Source organism: Sphingomonas sp. AAP5 (genome assembly GCF_004354345.1).
Lineage (GTDB): Bacteria > Pseudomonadota > Alphaproteobacteria > Sphingomonadales > Sphingomonadaceae > Sphingomonas > Sphingomonas glacialis.
The window spans coordinates 2609722-2627794 of the sequence record NZ_CP037913.1; the positions used below are offsets into that span (position 1 = coordinate 2609722).

Below are 18073 nucleotides of genomic sequence, written 5' to 3' on the forward strand. Positions count from 1 at the left end.
GATGCATGGCTGGCTGATCCTCGACAAGCCGATCGGGCTGGGTTCGACGCAAGCGGTGTCCGCGGTCAAGCGCGCGCTGCGGGCGTCGGGTTACGATGTCAGCAAGCGTGGCATCAAGGTCGGGCATGGCGGGACGCTCGATCCGCTTGCCACCGGCGTGCTGCCGATCGCGCTTGGCGAGGCGACCAAGCTCGCCGGGCGGATGCTCGACAGCGACAAGGTGTACGATTTTACCGTGACGTTCGGGGCGGAGACCGACACGCTCGATCTCGAGGGCAAGGTTGTTGCCGAGAGCGCGGTGCGGCCGACGCTGGCGCAGGTCGAGGCTGTTTTGCCGCGCTTCACCGGGCCGATCGAACAGGTGCCGCCGGCTTACTCTGCGCTGAAGGTGGATGGCGAGCGGGCTTACGACCGGGCGCGCGCTGGTGAGGCGGTGGTGCTGGCGAGCCGGTCCGTCACCATCCATTCGCTCGTCCGCGTTCAAGAAGAAGGCCCTCACCCAACCCTCTCCCGCGAAGGCGGGAGAGGGCTTTCTGCTCCTGCTCCTTCTCCCGCCTTCGCGGGAGAAGGTCGGGATGAGGGCCTTCTTCTTCCTCTCGACCACGTCACCCTCACCGCGCACGTCTCCAAGGGCACCTATATCCGCAGCCTCGCGCGCGACATCGCACTCGCGCTCGGAACGGTCGGCCACGTCACCATGCTCCACCGCACCAAGGCCGGCCCGTTCACCTTCGAAAACGCGATATCGCTGGACAAACTGGCCGAACTCGGGCAGGCGCGCGCCCTTGAAGACAAACTCCTGCCATTGAGGGCGGGGCTGGACGACATCCCGGCTCTCTCCCTCTCCCCCGATCAGGCAGGGCTGCTCCGTCAGGGGCGGGTGTTGATCGGGATCGCCGCAGACGATGGCTCCTACTTCGCGACATCGGAAGAAATTCCCGTCGCTCTGGTGGAAGTCGAGAACCGCGAGGTTCGCGTCGTTCGCGGTTTCAATCTCTGAATGATGTCGAAGGAAGCAACATGACGATCACTGCAGAGCGCAAGGACGCGCTCGTCAAGGAACATGGCCGCGTCGAAGGCGACACCGGCAGCCCCGAAGTCCAGGTCGCGATCCTCACCGAGCGCATCCGCAACCTGACCGAACACTTCAAGGGCCACAAGAAGGACAACCATTCGCGCCGCGGGCTGCTGATGATGGTCAACAAGCGGCGCACGCTGCTCGACTATCTCCGCCACAAGGACGGGGCGCGGTATACCGCCCTCATCGCGAAGCTCGGGTTGCGCAAGTAACACGGGAACTCACGGAACGGCGCCCTCGGGCGCCGTTTCTACATCTAACCCCTTTCGCCATTCCGCAATTCGGCGGTTTGGCCGGGAGCCACGAAAGGCTCCGAACCGCGCGGACCGGCTAGTCCGCACATAGGCCCCACTGGCATCCGGCCAGTGGTGTTGAAGGAAACGATATGTTCGATACCAAGACCGTAACCACCCAATGGGGTGGCAAGACGCTGACGCTGGAAACCGGCCGCGTCGCGCGCCAGGCAGACGGCGCCGTGATGGCGACGCTCGGCGAGACCGTGGTGCTTTGCGCCGTGACCGCCGCCAAGGGCGTGAAGGAAGGCCAGGACTTCTTCCCGCTGACCGTCCATTACCAGGAAAAATATTCGGCTGCCGGCCGCATCCCCGGTGGCTTCTTCAAGCGTGAGCGCGGCGCGACCGAAAAGGAAACGCTGACCAGCCGCCTGATCGACCGCCCGATCCGCCCGTTGTTCCCCGAAGGGTTCTACAACGAGATCAACGTGATCTGCCAGGTTCTGTCGTATGACGGCGAGAACGAGCCCGACGTGCTCGCGATGGTCGCCGCATCGGCTGCGCTGACGATCTCGGGCGTGCCCTTCATGGGCCCGATCGGCGCAGCGCGCGTCGGCTACATCGACGGCGAGTACATCCTCAACCCGACCGTCGAGCAGACCAAGTCGGGCGAGCTCGACCTCGTCGTCGCCGCAACCGGCCAGGCCGTGATGATGGTCGAGTCCGAAGCCAAGGAGCTTTCGGAAGAGGTCATGCTCGGTGCCGTCCAGTTCGCGCACAAGGCATGCCGCGAAGCCGCGAACCTGATCATCGATCTGGCCGAGCAGGCTGCCAAGGATCCGTGGGAAATGGCCGCCCAGGCCGATCTCACCGCCGCCAAGGACAAGCTGCGCAAGCTCGTCGGCAAGGACATTGCCGCTGCCTACAAGGTGACCGACAAGGGCCAGCGCTCGCACCTGCTGTACGAAGTCCGCGCCAAGGCTCGCGAAGCCTTCGCCGATGCCGCCCCGCAGGACCAGATGGCGGCCGGCAAGCTCGTCAAGAAGCTCGAGGGCGAGATCGTCCGCGGTGCGATCCTCAAGGACGGCACGCGCATCGACGGTCGTACCACCACGCAGATCCGTCCGATCGAGGCGATGGTGCACTTCCTGCCGCGCGCGCATGGTTCGGCACTGTTCACGCGTGGCGAGACGCAGTCGATCTGCACCACCACGCTCGGCACCAAGGACGCCGAGCAGATGATCGACGGCCTGACCGGCCTGTCGTACGAGAACTTCATGCTGCACTACAACTTCCCGCCCTACTCGGTCGGTGAAGTCGGTCGCTTCGGTGCGCCGGGCCGTCGTGAAGTCGGCCACGGCAAGCTCGCCTGGCGCGCGCTGCACCCGGTGCTGCCGTCGAAGGACGAGTTCCCGTACACGATCCGCGTTCTGTCGGACATCACCGAGTCGAACGGCTCGTCGTCGATGGCGACGGTCTGCGGCGGTTCGCTGTCGATGATGGACGCCGGTGTGCCGCTCAAGCGCCCGGTCTCGGGCATCGCGATGGGCCTGATCCTCGAGGGCAAGGACTTTGCGGTTCTCTCGGACATCCTCGGCGACGAGGATCACCTCGGCGACATGGACTTCAAGGTCGCAGGGACCGAGGCCGGCATCACCACGATGCAGATGGACATCAAGATCGCCGGCATCACCGAAGAGATCATGCGTGTCGCTTTGGCCCAGGCCAAGGAAGGCCGCGCGCACATCCTCGGCGAAATGGCCAAGGCGCTCGACCACACGCGTGAGGAACTCTCGGCGCACGCCCCGCGCATCGAGACCTTCACGATCGACAAGACCAAGATCCGTGACGTCATCGGCACGGGCGGCAAGGTCATTCGCGAGATCGTCGCGACGACCGGCGCCAAGGTCGACATCGACGACGAGGGCGTGATCAAGGTGTCGTCGTCCGACACCGCGCAGATCGAAGCCGCGATCAAGTGGATCAAGGGCATCGTCGAGGAAGCCGAAGTCGGCAAGGTCTATGACGGCAAGGTCGTCAACCTGGTGGACTTCGGTGCGTTCGTGAACTTCATGGGTGGCAAGGACGGCCTCGTCCATGTCTCAGAAATCAAGAACGAGCGCGTCGAGAAGGTCTCGGATGTTCTTTCCGAGGGTCAAGAAGTGAAGGTCAAGGTTCTCGAGATCGACCCGCGCGGCAAGGTTCGCCTGTCGATGCGCGTCGTCGACCAGGAGACCGGTGCCGAGCTCGAAGATACGCGCCCAGCGCGTGAGCCGCGCGAAGGCGGCGACCGTGGTCCGCGTCCGCCGCGTCGTGATGGCGACGGTGGCCGTGGCCCGGGCGGCGGCGATCGTGGTCCGCGCGGCGGCGGTGGCGGCGGCGAAGGCCGTGGCCCGCGTCGTGACGGCGACGGTGGCCGTGGTCCGCGCCGCGATGGCGGCGGTGCACGCCCCGAGCGCGCCGCTGGCGGCAACGAGGACGGCCCTGCGCCCGAGTTCGCCCCGGCGTTCCTGACTGGCGATCGCGACTAACACCCTGGCCGCAAGGCTATGGTGAGAGAGGGGCTCGGAGCGATCCGGGCCCCTTTTTCGTGCGCGCTCGAACTGCGTAGAAACCGGCTCTTATCGGCTGCCGAAACTTCGCCTAGGCTTGCCCCAACATAAGGGGGATTCCATGCGTCGTTTCGTTCTCGCAGCCTTGCTCGCCACCGTCGCCGCGCCCGCGGTTGCCGCACCCGCCGACGATCTCCACCGCGTCATCGCGGATCACTGGGCGTGGTTCCTCAAATCGAACCCGGTCTATGCGACCTCGCTCGGCGTCCACGCCTATGACGATCGGCTCGGCGATTTCAGCCTGGCCGAGCTCGACCGCCAGGCAGCGCAGGCGGCGCTGTTCATCAAGCGGCTCGATGCGATCCCGGCGGCCAAGCTGACCGACGAGGACCGCACCAACAAGGCGATCCTGCGCCGCATCCTGTCCGAGCAGATCGAGGCGAACGGTTTCGGCGAGCGGATGATCACCTTCACCACGCTCGGCAGCTGGTACCAGAGCTTTGCCGGGCTCGCCGACACGGTGCCGGTTCGCACGCGCGCCGACTTCAAGAGCTACCTTATCCGGCTTGCGCAATTCCCCGGTGCCAATGCGCAGCAACTCGAGATCACGCGGCAAGCCGTCGCTGGCGGTTATGTTCAGCCTTGCGCCGCGCTCGTTGGGTTCGAGACGACGATCTCCGGCGTGATCACCGCCAAGCCCGAAGACTCGCGCTTCTACGCGCCGTTCAAGGGCAACCGCCCGGCGGGGATGAGCGACACCGAATGGGCCGACTGGCAGAGCCGCGCGCGCGTGCTGATCACCGACACGATCAACCCCGAATATCGCAAGATCGCCGACTATTATCGCACCGCCTATCTCCCCAAATGCCGCGTCAGCGTCGGCGCCGCGGCGCTGCCCGAGGGCGCGAAATACTACGCTTTCCAGGTACGCCAGCAGACCACGACCGATCTGACGCCGGCGCAGATCCACGATATCGGCCTGTCGGAAGTCAAGCGCATCAAGACCGCGATGGAAGCGCTCGCCAGAAAGGCCGGTTTTGCCAGCCGCGAGGCGTTCATCCAGGAACTGCGCACCAACCCGAAATATTACGCCAAGAGCGAGACCGAGCTGATGAGCGCCGCCGCGCTGCAGGCCAAGGCGAACGACGGCAATATGCCCAAGCTGTTCGGCACGCTCCCGCGCCTGCCCTACGGCGTGCGCGCGATCCCGGCCGAAACCGCGCCGAGCAGCCCGACCGCCTATTACATGCCGGGATCGCCCAAGGTCGGGATTTCGGGGACCTTCTACGTCAACACTTCGAAGCTCGACCAGCGCCCGCTCTATGAGCTGCCCGCGCTGGTGAGCCATGAGGCTGTGCCGGGGCATCACAACCAGATCGCGCTGCAGCAGGAAATGAGCCTGCCCGACTTCCGCAAATACGACACCAATTTCACCGCCTTTGTCGAAGGCTGGGGGCTCTATTCGGAGCATCTCGGGATCGAGCTCGGTATTTACGACACGCCCGAAAAGGACATGGGGCGGCTGTCGTACGAAATGTGGCGCGCGTGCCGGCTGGTGGTCGATACCGGGCTGCACGCGCAAGGGTGGACCAAGGACCAGGCCCTCACCTTCATGAAGGCCAACACCGCGCTGACCGACGCCAATATCGAGGCCGAGGTCAATCGCTACATCACCAATCCGGGCCAGGCGCTGGCCTACAAGCTCGGCGAATTGAAGATCCTCGCACTGCGCAAGCGCGCCGAGACCAAGCTCGGCGCAAAGTTCGACGTGCGGCGCTTCCACGATGCGGTGCTCGAACATGGCGCGGTGCCGCTCGACTTGCTCGACACGCAGATCGACGCCTGGATCGCGCGCGAGCAACGCGCCGCCTGACGCCGCACGGCTGTCATACAAAGCGGGCAAGGCGGGGCGGAGGAGACAGACCCATGAAGACCCCGCTGCGGCTTGCCGCACTCGCGCTTGCCGTGGCGGCGCTCGGTGGCGCTGCGCCCGCGCCGAACGCCCCGACCGGCCTCAAGGTCGATCGCGTCGTGCTGCTGATGCGCCACGGCATCCGCCCGCCGACCAAGGCGCCGCCGATGCCGCATGGGGTCACCGCCGAGGCGTGGCCGAGCTGGCCGGTCGCGCCCGGCTGGTTGACCCCGCACGGTGCCGCCGCGGTGGTGGCGGTCGCGGGCGCGGACAGGGCAAGCTTTGCCGCAAGCGGACTGATGCCCGCGACGGCGTGCCCGACGCGCGTCGCATTGCTCGCCGACAGCGACCAGCGCACGATCGCGACCGCGCAGAGCTATGCCACCGGGCTCGCGCCCGGCTGCGCGATCGCGATCGAGCATCGCGCGCAGGACGAGGCCGACCCGCTGTTCAACCAGATTGCCGACGGCCACGCACCGCTCGACCCGGCGCGCGCGGCTGCCGCGGTCGATGCGGCGGTCGGGCCGGGCGGGATCGCGGCAGTCGAGCGGAGCGTGGCGCCTTTGCTCGCGCGGCTCGATCGCATCCAGTGCGGGGCGGCGAAGACCGAGTGCGGCGTGGCGCGCGAGCCCTCGACGCTCACCCCCGCCACCGCGACGACGCGCCCCAAGCTCGGCGGCGCGCTCGACCGCGCCTCGACCGCGGCGCAGATCCTGCTGCTCGAATATGCCGAGGGGAAGCCCGTGGCAGAGATCGGCTGGGGCCGCGCAACAGCTGAGGACGTTACCGCGCTCGGCGCGTTCCATGCGCTCGAATTCCGCCTGCTCGCGCGCCCGCCACATATCGCGGCGCGCAACATGGCGGGGCTGAGCCCGCGGATCGTCGGCTGGCTGTCGGACGATGCGCCAACCGCGCCGACGATCGCGATGATCGCGGGGCACGACACGCAGGTCGCCAACCTCGCCGGGCTGCTCGATTTGCATTGGCGCGTGCCGGGCATCGCCGTCGACGATCCGGTGCCGGGCGGCGCGATCGTGCTCGAGCGGCTGAGCGACGCGAGCGGACAGCATTACGTCCGCGCGGTGTATCGCGCACAGTCGCTCGCCGAACTGCGCGCCGGCACCGCGCGGGCGCCGTACCGCGCGGTGTTGCCGATTGCAGGCTGCACCGCGCGGGGGGTGGTCGGCCTGTGCACGCTGGCGGCGTTCAGTGCGAAGCTCGCGGGACGCTAAGCGGCTCGCGCACCGCGCCGCCCCCCCACTCGTCACCCCGGGCTTGTCCCGGGGTCCACCGGGACGCGGATCCTGCACGTGCAGGAGGCGCGGCACGGTGGACCCCGGCACGAGGCCGGGGTGACGGTTAGGAGTGGCGTTTGGGACTCAGACGGCCTGCGCCTTGCGCGCGACCATCGCCTGCTGGATGAACCCGAACACGACGGCGTCGAAGCCGGGATCGGCCTCGTGCTGCCATTCGTCCATCCGCTGGTACATCGCGTTCACCCCCGACCGCATCGCGGGCGTCGCGACCGCTTCGAACGGCGCGAGCAACGCCTGCCACTCGTCGAGAAAGCGCTGCGCCGCATCGCTCGCGGGCGCGAGCGGTAGCGCCGCCTTGATCCGCCCGCCAAGATCGGCCCATTGCGCGGCATAGGCCGTCGGATCGTATTCGCGCGGCATCGCGCGCGCCGTTTCGGCAAACGCGGCTTTCTCCTCGGGCGTGAAGAAGCGGTCGGTCACCAAATCCCATTGATCGTGCGTCATCACTCGGTCTCCGTGCTGGATCAGCGAGCAGAAGGTCGCGACATCGATGGGCTCGCTACGCTCGATGCGGGACTGAACGGTGAGCAGCAGCGCGCGCGCCGCGGCAATGTCGTCGGCTTGCGACGAGAGCGCGGCGAGTTGCGCCGCGACGATCCGCGCGAGCGACACCGGCCCATCGCGGGTGAAGCGCTCGATCTGCGCGAGCGTCAGTCCAGCGCGCTTGAGCGTCACGATCTGATGAACGCGCTCGAGCTCGGCCGCGCCGTAGAAGCGCCGCCCCGACGCCGAGCGCAGCGGCCGCACCAGTCCGCGCGCTTCGTAGAAGCGCAGCGCGCGTGTCGTCAGCCCGGTGCGGCGGGCGACATCGCTGATGTCGAGCGAGGGCGGTAGATCGGGCATGACGACGCTATGCCGCTTGACGCAGCGTCAACCGCAAGCGTTTTTTTTACGGAGCGCCCAAAGTCGGGGCGATCAGCTCGGAAAATCGGTCCCGATGCTGGTCGCTTCCCCCGCCTCGATTTCGGCGAGCGTTTCGCGCAGCTTCTTGGTCACCGCGTCATAGCCCCATTTGCCGAGCACGAGATGGCGCGGCGGATCGGCCTGTTCGGTGAGCGCGATCATCGCGGTCGCGGCGCGTGCGGGATCGCCGGCTTGGCTGCCGCTGCCCTCGGACGTCCCGGCCAGCCGCTTGCCCGCAGTTTCGGCATAGGCCGCGATCGCCACCGGCGTCTGCTTGAGCGAGCGCCCGGCCCAGTCGGTGCGGAACGGCCCGGGCTCGACGCACGTCACTTTGATGCCGATCGGCGCGCCCTCGGCGCGCAAAGCGTCGGAGAAGCCTTCGACCGCGTGCTTGCTCGCGGCGTAATAGCCCGAGCCCGGGAAGCCAGCGAACCCGGCGACCGAGCTCAGATTGATGACATGGCCAGACTTCCGCTCGCGCATTCCCGGCAACACGGCGCGGGTCAGCGCGAACAGGCCGAAGACGTTGGCCTCGAACTGCGCGCGGATCTCGGCATCCTTGCCTTCCTCGATCGACGCCTGATAGCCATAGCCCGCATTGTTCACGAGCACGTCGATCGCACCGAAGCGCTCGGTCGCGGCCTTCACCGCCGCCGCGATCTGCCCGGCATCGGCCATGTCGAGCGTCAGCGCGAGCACGCGGTCCTCGGCACCCTCCGCCAGATCGGCGACGCGCGCGGCGTCGCGCGCGGTCGCGACGAGCCGCCAGCCGCGCGCGAGCACTTGCTGCGCAAGCTCGCGACCGAAGCCGGTCGAGCAGCCGGTGACGAACCAGACGGGGGTATCGGAGGCCATGCGCAATTCCTTGGTCGGGGTCGGCGGGATCTGCGCGCGCGTGTCACGCGCTCCGCGCTCGGTCTGGTCAAGACGCCTGACGCGGCGAAGCGATCCCTGCGCGTCACCTGCGGGTCGGGCGGACCGACCGTCACGAAGGTTTCACACTTGCGGCGGATGGCGGTGCTTTCCTCTGTCCAAGGTAACAGCGGTGGCGACGGTCCTGGTGGTCGAGGACGATCCCAAATCGGCGGACGCGATCTGCGCGATCCTCGCCGACGAGGGCTTGCGCGTGACGACGGTGCAAGATGGCGCCGCGGCGTTCCTTCAGGCGAAGGACAAGGATTTTGATGCGATCGTGCTCGACCGGATGCTGCCCGGCGGGATCGACGGAGTCGGCGTGCTCGACATGTTGCGCAAGGCCGGCATTCGCACCCCGGTGCTGATCCTCAGCGCACTTTCGGCCTTGGAGGAGCGCGTGCGGGGCTTGCGCGCCGGGGGCGACGATTATCTCGCCAAGCCGTTCGAGCCGCTCGAGCTCGCCGCGCGCGTGATGGCGCTGATCCGCCGGCGCGTGGCGGAGACCTCGTCGATCAGCCTCGAGCAGGGGCGCGTGCGGATCGACTTGATCGCGCGCGAGGCGTGGGTCGACGGCCAGAAGATCGAACTGCAGGCGCGCGAGCTGCAATTGCTCGAATATCTCGTGCGGCATCACGATCGGCCCGTCAGCCGCGCGATGATCTTCGAGGACGTGTGGGGCTATCGCTACGATCAGCGTACCAACGTCATCGACGTCCATGTCACGCGGCTGCGGCGCAAGATCGAGCGCGGCGACCTGCCGCCGCTGATCGAGACCGTGAGGGGGACCGGCTATGTCTTTCGCAGCGCTTGAACGCTGGCGCCGCAGTTCGAGCGTCCGCGTCGCGATCCTCTTCCTGCTGCTGTTCGGTGCGGCGGCGACCAGCCTGCTCGGCTTCGTGCATGATCGCGCGATCGCGCATTTCAATGCGCAGACCGACGAATGGCTCGCGCGCGAAATCGTGCGGATGAAGACGCAGGCCGATCGCGCCGGGGCGATCGAACGCGTCGCGCGGCACAACCGCTCGGACGTTCATCATCTGCGCCCCTTCGGCCTGTTCGATCCGAGCGGACGCTGGCTCGCCGGCGCGCCGCGCGCGCTCCCCGTCGGGCATCCCGACGAGCGGCCGTTCGACCTGACCAGCGTGACGCCGCGCGGCGAAGTCGATCTTCGCGCGATGACGCTCCGGCTGGCCACCGGCGATCGCTTCCTCGTCGCGCAGGACCTGCAGGAATCGCGCGCCTTCGCCGCAGAAATGGTGTCGGCGATCGTGTGGGGCGGCCTCACATTGCTCGTGCTCGGGCTGTCGGGCTCGGTGCTGCTTGCCGTCTCGCAGGAACGGCGGATCCGCCAGCTGACGCAGTCGCTGCACGCGATCATGGCGGGGCGGCTCGACGCGCGCCTCGCGCCCTCGAAACGTCGCGACGAGCTCGACGCGCTCGCGTGCGAAGTCAATCGCATGCTCGACGAGGTCCAGCGGCTGATGCTCGAAGTGAAGGCGGCGGGCGACAATATCGCGCACGACATGCGCACCCCGCTGACGCGGCTGCTCGCGCGGTTGCGCCAGGCCGATGCCGGCAACGCCAGCCCCGTGGTCATGGCCGCGGCGATCGGCGACGCGGTCGAGGAAGTGACCGGGATGATCGCGATGTTCAACGCGTTGCTGCGCATCTCGGAAATGAACGAGGGCGCGCGCCGCGAGGGCTTCCGCATGCTCGATCTCGCGCAAGTGGTGACCGATGCGACCGACTTCCACGAAGTCGCCGCGATCGAGCGTGGGGTTCGCATCCGCCGTGAGATGCCCGCCGCGGTGGCGTTCGAGGGCGATGCCGATCTGCTGTTCGAGGCGGTCGGCAATCTGGTCGACAATGCGATAAAGTATACGCCGGCGGGCGGCGAGATCGTCATCGGGCTCGCGGCGGGGCCGGTGTTGACCGTCGCGGACAACGGCCCCGGCATCCCGCCGGGCGAGCGCGACAAGGTCTGCGCGCGCTTCCACCGCGTCGAGGCGAGCCGCAGCCAGCCGGGGAACGGCCTCGGCCTCGCGCTGGTTTCGGCGATCGCGCAGGTCCATCGACTCGAGCTGCGGATCGGCGATGGCGCGCCCGGCTGCGTCGCCACGCTCGCCGCGGCGTGAGCGGCGCTGAATTAACTCGAATTTAGCATAGCGACTTGGGCGGGCCATCGAACCGCCACACGACCGTAACCGCGTCGGCCTAGAGGCGGGGTCAGCCAGCGGGGAAGCAACCGGGGTTCGCCACGCGATGGCGGCCCGGCAGAAGCGCAACAATCGCCTGCAGCGTCTGGCCGATCTTATTGGGGAATTTTCGATGCGCGCGACTTTCCGACAGACCCTGCTCGCCGGGGTGGCCTTGTCCGTAACCTTGCCTGGCACCGCGATGGCGAACGATACGACCGCACCCGTCGTTGCGCCTGCGCCTGCCGCGCAAGCGACGCCGGGTAGCGAGCAGACCTCGACCAGCGCGAACAGCGCGGGGCAAGCGAACGACAAGCAGTCGCTGACCTCGGCCGACATCATCGTCACCGGGTCGAAGACCGCGCAGAGCGCGCCGATCACCGTCTCGCTGACGACCACGCAGCCGCAAGCTGCGGTCAGCCGCGATTACATCGCCAACACCACCGCCACAGCCGATTTCAACGAACTGATCGCGCTCACCCCGAGCGTGTCGATCTCGGGCGCGGGCAACGGCTATGGCCTGGGCGAGACCAAGGCGACGATCCGCGGTTTTCAGGACGGCGAATATAACGTCACCTACGATTCGATCCCCTTTGCCGACACCAACAACCCGACGCACCATTCGACCGCGTTCTTCCCGTCGAACACGATCGAGACGATCGTCGTCGATCGCGGCCCGGGCAATGCCAGCCAGCTCGGCCAGGCGACCTATGGCGGCAACATCAACATGTATTCGCGCGCCGCGAGCGAGCAGCAGAGCGCGCAGGTCGAGGGTATCGTCGGCAACTGGAACACCTTTATCGGCCGCGCCGAATTGCAGTCGGGCAGCATCGCCAAGCTCGGCGGGGCGCGGATCGTGCTGACCGGGCAGTATCTCCAGTCGGACGGCGCGCTGACCTATTCGCCGGTCGGCTCGAAGAACCTCTACGGCAAGATCGTCGCGCCGATCGGCAGCCACAACACGCTGACGATCATGAGCACGTGGAACCGCAACCATTATTACCAGTCGGACGTGCTCAAGGGCGCGACTTGCGGGAGCGCACGCGTCGGCGCCAACGGTACGACTGCGCTCGGCGCCGACGGCCAGCCGCTGACACAGCTGACCGGCAACGATTGTGCGGTGAATTCCAACGTCGGGTTGTATGGCCGCAACTACGGGCTCGGCAACAATCCGAGCCTGCCCGACTATTGGAAATACAACCGCACCGACAAGACCACCGATTTCTCGTACGTTCGCCTGCAGAGCGATCTCGGGTCGGGCTTCTCGCTCGACAATCGCGGGTACATGTATGGCTACACCAACAACACGCTATCGGGGAACACCGGCTCGGTCATCAGCGGCTTCAGCGGCGCAGGCACCGCGGCCTCGCCCTACAAGACGGTGGCGGGCCAGCCGACCGACATCCTCGGCTATGACAAGCTCAACAAATATCGTGTCTTCGGCTATATCGGCCAGATCAATTACGACTTCGCGCTCGGCAAGATCCGCGTCGGCGGCTGGTACGAACACGCCGTCACCGATCGCCACCTGATCGACCTCGACCGCACCACCGGCGGCTTCAGCTTCAACGAGAAGTTCAACAACGGCACCGCAGCGCAGCTCGCGCTGCCGCCGATCGCGCAGGCCAATCTCGCTTACGTCCAGCATTCGAACTGGAACCAGTATCAGCTGTTCGGCGAGTTCGAATTCCACCCGGTCGAAGGCCTGTCGATCACGCCCGGCGTGAAATACGTCCATTTCGAGCGCGGCATCGCCGCCCCGGTCAACCAGAAGACGCGCCTGCCACTCTACACCAGCCAGATCTGGACCAAGACGCTGCCGTTCGCGACGATCAACTATATGCCGACGAGCAACTGGTCGTTCTACGGCCAATATGCGCAAGGGATGTACGTCCCCGACCTGTCGAGCTTCTACTCGGCCTCGGGCACGCTCTCGACCGCGCTCGATGCGCTAAAGCCGCAGACCTCGACCAATTATCAGCTCGGCACCGTGTGGCACGGCAACAAGGTCTCGGTCGATGTCGACGGATACATCATCAACATCGACAACAAGATCGGCACCTGCACCACGACCGGCTGCGACCAGACGCTGCTCGTCAATATCGGCAAGGTCCGCTACAAGGGCGTCGAGGGCTCGCTCAGCTACATGCCGGTCCGTGGTCTGACGCTGTTCGGCAACGGCTCGTACAACAAGGCGCTCAGCGTGACGAGCGGCGCACAGATCGCCAAGGCGCCCTTCTCGACCGCGGCGGGCGGCTTCATCTATCGCAATGCTGGCTTCCGCCTGTCGTTCGACCAGAAGTTCACCGGTCCCCAATATGCCAGCGAATATACCGGCAGCCCCGGCTACCGCCTGTATCGCATCCGCCCGTACAGCATCGGCGAATTCGCGATCAGCCAGGAATTCAAGGGCGGGCTGCGGCTCGGCGTCACGGTCAACAACGTGTTCAACAGCCGCGCGGTGACCGCGATCTCGACCAGCGCGAGCGGCGCGCCGGTCACGGGCGGCTTCCAGAGCGGTTACGGTCAGCTCGACCAGTTCAGCTATTTGCCGCCGCGCTCGTTCCTGGCTTCGGCCCGGATCAAGTTCTGATCGCTTCGAGCAAGGACAAGACGATGCAGAAGCTTCTGGGTTCGGCGCTGGCGGTGCTGGCGCTGGGGATGATCGGGTCGGCCGGAATGGCTGCCCCGCACGCCTTCCACTATCTCGCGGCGCCCGATTTCGCGCCGAATGCGGTGCTCCCCGCCCCGCCCGCGCCGGGATCGGTGCAGGAGCAGAGCGAACTCGCGCAGCTGCGCACGCTGATCGCGGCGGCACCGGCCGAACGGCTCGCGCGCGCGCGGTTCGACGACGGCAACGAGACCCCGGCGCTGTTCGATCGCACGCTCGGCGTCGAACTCGAGAAATACCCGCTGACTTGGGCGCTGCTGCGCGACGTGCAGGCGGAAGCCGAGGCGGCGGTCAGCCTGAGCAAGGCCTATTTCCACCGCACGCGGCCTTATGGGATCGACCCGACGCTGCCCAATTGCGCCAAGAAGACGATCGGCAAGCCCGCCACTTCCTATCCGAGCGGCCACGCCATCCTCGGCTATTCGACGGGCTTCGTGCTCGCGCGGCTGATCAAGGGCCGCTCGTCAGAGATCTTCGATCGCGCCGCCGATTATGCGATGAGCCGCGAATTGTGCGGCGTCCATTTCGCAAGCGACCTCGATGCGAGCCACGCGCTCGGCACGCTCGTCGCGAGCGACCTTCTGGCCAATCCCGCGTTCCGCGCGAAGTTCGAGGCGGCGCACGCCGAACTGCTCGCGGCGCACGTCGCCGGGGCCTGAGCGAAGCGGGCAGCGCGACTGCCCGCAGCCTATACGCTCAGCCGACCGTCGTGTGGAACACGTGCCCGACGCCCGCGGTAACCGCCATCGCGATCGATCCCCACACCATCACGCGGACCACGCCGGGCAGGATCGGCGCTCCGCCGGTCCGCGCCCCCGCTGCGCCGAGCACCCCGAGCGTCAACACCGCGACGATCGCGATCGCCCACAGGATCATGCTCGCGGGCACGAGCAACGCGGTCAGCACCGGCGGCAAGCCACCGGCGAGGAAGCATGCGGCCGAGGCGACCGCCGCCTGGAGCGGATTGGCGGTCGAGGTGTCGGTGATGCCGAGCTCGTCGCGGGTATGCGCCTCGAGCGCGTCATGCTCGCTCAGCGCCGCGACCACCTCGACCGCGAGCGCCTTGGGCAGGCCGCGCTTCATGTAGATCGCCGCGAGTTCACGCTGTTCGTGCTCGGGATTGGCCTCGAGCTCGAGCCGTTCGCGTTCGATATCGGCCTTTTCCGAATCCGCCTGCGAGCTGACCGAGACATATTCGCCCGCCGCCATCGACATCGCCCCCGCGACGATCCCCGCGACGCCGGTCAGGATGATCTGCGACGTTCCCGCAGCGGCGGCGGCAACGCCGACCATCAGGCTCGACGTCGACAACAGCCCGTCGTTCGCGCCGAGCACCGCCGCGCGCAGCCAGCCGATCCGCGTGACATAATGCGATTCGCCATGCGCCTTGTCGGCGCGCTCCTGTGCGGTTGCCTCGAGCAAACTCATCGAACGCCTTTCCAATAGCCGATCCCCGTCCGAATCGCCCGATCCGGCCGTACCGCGCCGATCACGTACCCGTAAGCCCCTTTGCACGTCGGCACGTTCCACAATCCGCAGGGGACGCCCCGCCGGCAGCGCGTCCGGCATCACAGCGCGGAGTCTGAACCGCAATTCAGTTGACGCCCACCGCCCACCACGCCGAACACGCGTGCGTGACTCGCATCCTCCTCCTCGAAGACGATATCGGCACCGCGACCGAGATAACGCTCGAGCTCGTGGCGAACGGCTATGCGGTGACGCACCGGCTCCTCGTATCCGAAGGGTTGGCTGCAGCGCACGAGGAGGCGATCGACTTGCTGATCGTCGACCGCCAGTTGCCCGATGGCGACGGGCTCGAACTCATTGCCGCGCTCCGCCGGAGCGGTCGCCGGACGCCGGCACTCGTGCTCAGCGCACTCGGCAGCCTCGACGATCGCGTGCGCGGGTTGCGCGCGGGCGGCGACGACTATCTGCCCAAGCCCTTCGCGCTGGTCGAGCTGATCGCCCGCGTCGAGGCGCTGCTGCGCCGCCCCAACGAGACGCGCGATACGCGGCTGATTGCCGGGCCGCTCGATCTCGACTTGCTCGCCGGCGTCGCCACGCGCGCCGGTCGCGCGCTAGAGCTGCTGCCGCGCGAATTGAAGCTACTCGACTATCTGGTGCGGCGCCCGGGCCGGATCGTGACGCGCTCGATGTTGTTGCAGGATGTATGGGGCTATACGTTCGAGCCCAACAGCAACGTGGTCGATGTCCATATCGGCCGGCTGCGGCGCAAGGTCGATGCCGAGGGCGAGCCGCAGCTCATCCGCAACGTTCGCGGACAAGGATATATCTTCGATGTTCCTGGCTGACCCGCGCGTCCGTGCGACGTGGCGCTGGGGCGGTGCGATCGCGGTGTTGCTGATCGTCCAGTCGGTGGTGCTGTCGGGGCTGTTCTGGCTGCTCGCCTCGAACAGCCACCGCCATTCGGCCGAGGCCGCGTTCCAGGCCGATTGCCGGACGGTCGGCGCGCTGCACGATCCCGAACGCCATGCCGCCTTGCGCCGGATGATCGCCGAGGACATCCACCGCGATCGCTTCCTCGCTTTGTTCGACGCGGACCGGCGCCTGCTCGACGGCAATGTCGCCGCGATCCCGCCCGGCGTCATCGTCGGTCGGGGCTCGACGATCGCGACGGTGGTGCCGACGCAATTGCCCGGCAAGTCCAGCGACGTCGCGCGGCTCGCGCTGTGCGCAATGCCCGATGGTGATCTGCTGCTCACCGGGATCGACCTCGACGAAGCCGAAGAGGCGCTCCGCGTCGTCGAGCGATCGCTGATCATCGGGCTCGCACTCGGGCTGGTGCTCGCAGTTGGCGTCGGATTGATCGCGGGCCGCCGTGCCGCGCGCCAAGTCGACAGCGTGCGGGAATTGACCGAGGCGATCGTCGCAGGCGATCTCGACGTGCGGCTTGCGGTCGGCGCGCGGCCCGACAGTTTCGAGCTGCTGTGCGCGCACATCAACACGATGCTCGACCGATTGCAGGTGCTCGTCTCCGATGTGCGCGTCATCGGCGACGACATCGCGCACCAGCTTCGCACGCCGCTCACGCGACTGCGCGCGCGGATCGAGCGCGGCTTGCGCGAGGCGGGCGATCGCCCCGCGTTCGAGCAAGTGGCCGAGGCCGCGCTCGCCGAGATCGACACGCTGCTCGGCATCGTCGCGGCGCTGCTGCGCGTCCGCGAGCTCGAGAACACCGCACGTCGCAGCCGCTTCGCGACGATCGACCTCGCGCACCTCGTCGGCGACGCGTGCGAACTCCACACGCCGACCGCCGAGGATCGCGGTATCACGCTCGAGTGCGCGATCGAGCCCGCGCCCGCAGTCGAGGGCGATGCGAGCTTGCTGATCGAAGCGGTGTCCAATCTGATCGACAATGCGATGAAGTTCGGCCCTGCCGGCGGCACCGTCCGCGTCACGCTCCGCCGCGAGGGCGAGGCCGCGGTGATCACCGTCGCCGATGACGGCGCGGGCGTCGCGCCGGCCGAGCGCGCGCTCGTCACGCAGCGTTTTTATCGCGGGCGGCATGAGTGCGAGGGGGCTGGACTCGGCCTCAGCCTCGTCAAGGCAATCGTCGATTTGCACGGCTTCACGCTGCAATTCGCCGACCAGGGGAGCGCGGTGTCGCTCGTTTGTCGCCCAACCGCGCGACTGAACTAGAATTTAGAGAGCCAATGCGCGTTTCGTCCGTTGTCGCGGGCGTAGCGCCGTGGACGCCTTGTCCTGCGCCGCGTTGAAAGAGCGACACGCATGACCATTTTCGATCGAGCCCGGCGGCATGGCATCGCACCGCTTGGTGCGCTGATCGCCGGCCTCGCCCTCGCCGGCTGCGTGTCCACGACGCATGTCGCAAGCGCACCGGCGCCGCGCTTCGATGCGGTGGCGTTCTTTGCGGGGCGCAGCGAAGGCAAGGGCGTGCTCAAGATCGCGCTGCACCGGCCTGCCACCACGCTGGTCGAGGGCAATGGCCGCGTTACCGACGATGGCAGCATCGTGCTCGATCAGACGGTGCGGCGGCAAGGCAAGCCCGCGACGCAGCGCCAATGGGTGCTGCATCCGGTCGGCACCGATCGCTATACGGGGACGCTCAGCGACGCGGTCGGCCCGGTCGACGGGCGTGTCGACGGCTCTGTGCTGCACTTGCGCTTCGCGATGAAAGGCGGGTTGCAGGCGGAGCAGTTCCTCGCGCTTCAGCCGGGCGGAACGGTCGCGCAAAACGTGATGATCGTCCGCAAGCTGGGCGTGGCCGTAGCGCGCCTCGACGAAACGATTACGCGGCTCCGGCGCTGAACGCGCCC

Annotated in this window: 15 protein-coding genes; 12 read left to right on the plus strand and 3 right to left on the minus strand. The window is 67.3% G+C overall.

Annotated features, from left to right (window positions below):
• Nucleotide 1: 1 nt before the first annotated feature.
• The 5 genes from truB (at nt 2) to E2E30_RS12160 (ending at nt 7007) form a co-directional block, all read left to right on the plus strand.
• Nucleotides 2–1000, plus strand: coding sequence for a tRNA pseudouridine(55) synthase TruB (gene truB, locus E2E30_RS12140; protein ID WP_133190142.1), 999 nt, complete (start codon nt 2–4; stop codon nt 998–1000).
• A 20-nt stretch (nt 1001–1020) separates the two neighbouring features.
• Nucleotides 1021–1290 (plus strand): 30S ribosomal protein S15, encoded by a 270-nt coding sequence (rpsO, locus tag E2E30_RS12145; RefSeq protein ID WP_010183700.1) that lies wholly within the window; start codon nt 1021–1023, stop codon nt 1288–1290.
• A gap of 173 nt (nt 1291–1463) precedes the next feature.
• Nucleotides 1464–3842 carry a polyribonucleotide nucleotidyltransferase gene (gene pnp / locus E2E30_RS12150; RefSeq protein ID WP_133190144.1) on the plus strand — a complete coding sequence of 793 codons (2379 nt, stop codon included), beginning with the start codon at nt 1464–1466 and terminating at the stop codon, nt 3840–3842.
• Nucleotides 3843–3984: 142 nt separating this feature from the next.
• The gene (locus E2E30_RS12155; protein ID WP_133190146.1) at nt 3985–5736 is read left to right on the plus strand and encodes a DUF885 domain-containing protein; all 1752 of its coding nucleotides are present in this window, start codon (nt 3985–3987) and stop codon (nt 5734–5736) included.
• Between the two features lie 53 nt (nt 5737–5789).
• Nucleotides 5790–7007, plus strand: a complete 1218-nt coding sequence (locus tag E2E30_RS12160; RefSeq protein WP_133190148.1) for a histidine-type phosphatase — start codon at nt 5790–5792, stop codon at nt 7005–7007.
• A 147-nt stretch (nt 7008–7154) separates the two neighbouring features.
• On the opposite strand, the gene E2E30_RS12165 is transcribed toward E2E30_RS12160, so the two are convergent.
• Both E2E30_RS12165 and E2E30_RS12170 read right to left on the minus strand, forming a co-directional pair.
• The gene (locus tag E2E30_RS12165; RefSeq protein WP_133190150.1) at nt 7155–7934 is read right to left on the minus strand and encodes a MerR family transcriptional regulator; all 780 of its coding nucleotides are present in this window, start codon (nt 7932–7934) and stop codon (nt 7155–7157) included.
• A gap of 72 nt (nt 7935–8006) precedes the next feature.
• Entirely contained in the window at nt 8007–8849 is an 843-nt protein-coding gene (locus E2E30_RS12170; protein WP_133190152.1) for an oxidoreductase, read from the minus strand.
• 190 nt (nt 8850–9039) lie between these two features.
• On the opposite strand from E2E30_RS12170, the gene E2E30_RS12175 reads away from it, so the two are divergent.
• The 4 genes from E2E30_RS12175 (at nt 9040) to E2E30_RS12190 (ending at nt 14434) form a co-directional block, all read left to right on the plus strand.
• Nucleotides 9040–9720, plus strand: a complete 681-nt coding sequence (locus E2E30_RS12175; RefSeq protein WP_133190154.1) for a response regulator transcription factor — start codon at nt 9040–9042, stop codon at nt 9718–9720.
• On the plus strand, nt 9701–11044 hold the full coding sequence (locus E2E30_RS12180; protein WP_133190156.1) for a sensor histidine kinase: 1344 nt from the start codon (nt 9701–9703) through the stop codon (nt 11042–11044). Before E2E30_RS12175 ends, E2E30_RS12180 begins: the two co-directional genes overlap by 20 nt.
• Before the next feature lie 193 nt (nt 11045–11237).
• Nucleotides 11238–13697 carry a TonB-dependent receptor gene (locus E2E30_RS12185; RefSeq protein WP_133190158.1) on the plus strand — a complete coding sequence of 820 codons (2460 nt, stop codon included), beginning with the start codon at nt 11238–11240 and terminating at the stop codon, nt 13695–13697.
• Nucleotides 13698–13720: 23 nt separating this feature from the next.
• A complete protein-coding gene (locus E2E30_RS12190; RefSeq protein ID WP_133190160.1) occupies nt 13721–14434 on the plus strand; it encodes a phosphatase PAP2 family protein in 714 nt (237 codons plus the stop codon).
• Nucleotides 14435–14471: 37 nt separating this feature from the next.
• Here the strand turns inward: E2E30_RS12190 and E2E30_RS12195 are convergent, their stop codons facing one another.
• A complete protein-coding gene (locus tag E2E30_RS12195) occupies nt 14472–15203 on the minus strand; it encodes a VIT1/CCC1 transporter family protein (RefSeq protein WP_133190162.1) in 732 nt (243 codons plus the stop codon).
• Between the two features lie 206 nt (nt 15204–15409).
• Here E2E30_RS12195 and E2E30_RS12200 point away from each other — a divergent pair, with 206 nt between their 5' ends.
• The 3 genes from E2E30_RS12200 (at nt 15410) to E2E30_RS12210 (ending at nt 18065) form a co-directional block, all read left to right on the plus strand.
• Complete coding sequence (locus E2E30_RS12200) at nt 15410–16087, plus strand: response regulator transcription factor (RefSeq protein WP_133190164.1); 678 nt, start codon at nt 15410–15412, stop codon at nt 16085–16087.
• Nucleotides 16074–17435 carry a sensor histidine kinase gene (locus E2E30_RS12205; protein ID WP_133190166.1) on the plus strand — a complete coding sequence of 454 codons (1362 nt, stop codon included), beginning with the start codon at nt 16074–16076 and terminating at the stop codon, nt 17433–17435. Before E2E30_RS12200 ends, E2E30_RS12205 begins: the two co-directional genes overlap by 14 nt.
• Nucleotides 17436–17525: 90 nt before the next feature.
• A complete protein-coding gene (locus E2E30_RS12210; RefSeq protein ID WP_133190168.1) occupies nt 17526–18065 on the plus strand; it encodes a DUF3833 family protein in 540 nt (179 codons plus the stop codon).
• The last annotated feature ends 8 nt before the right edge of the window (nt 18066–18073 follow it).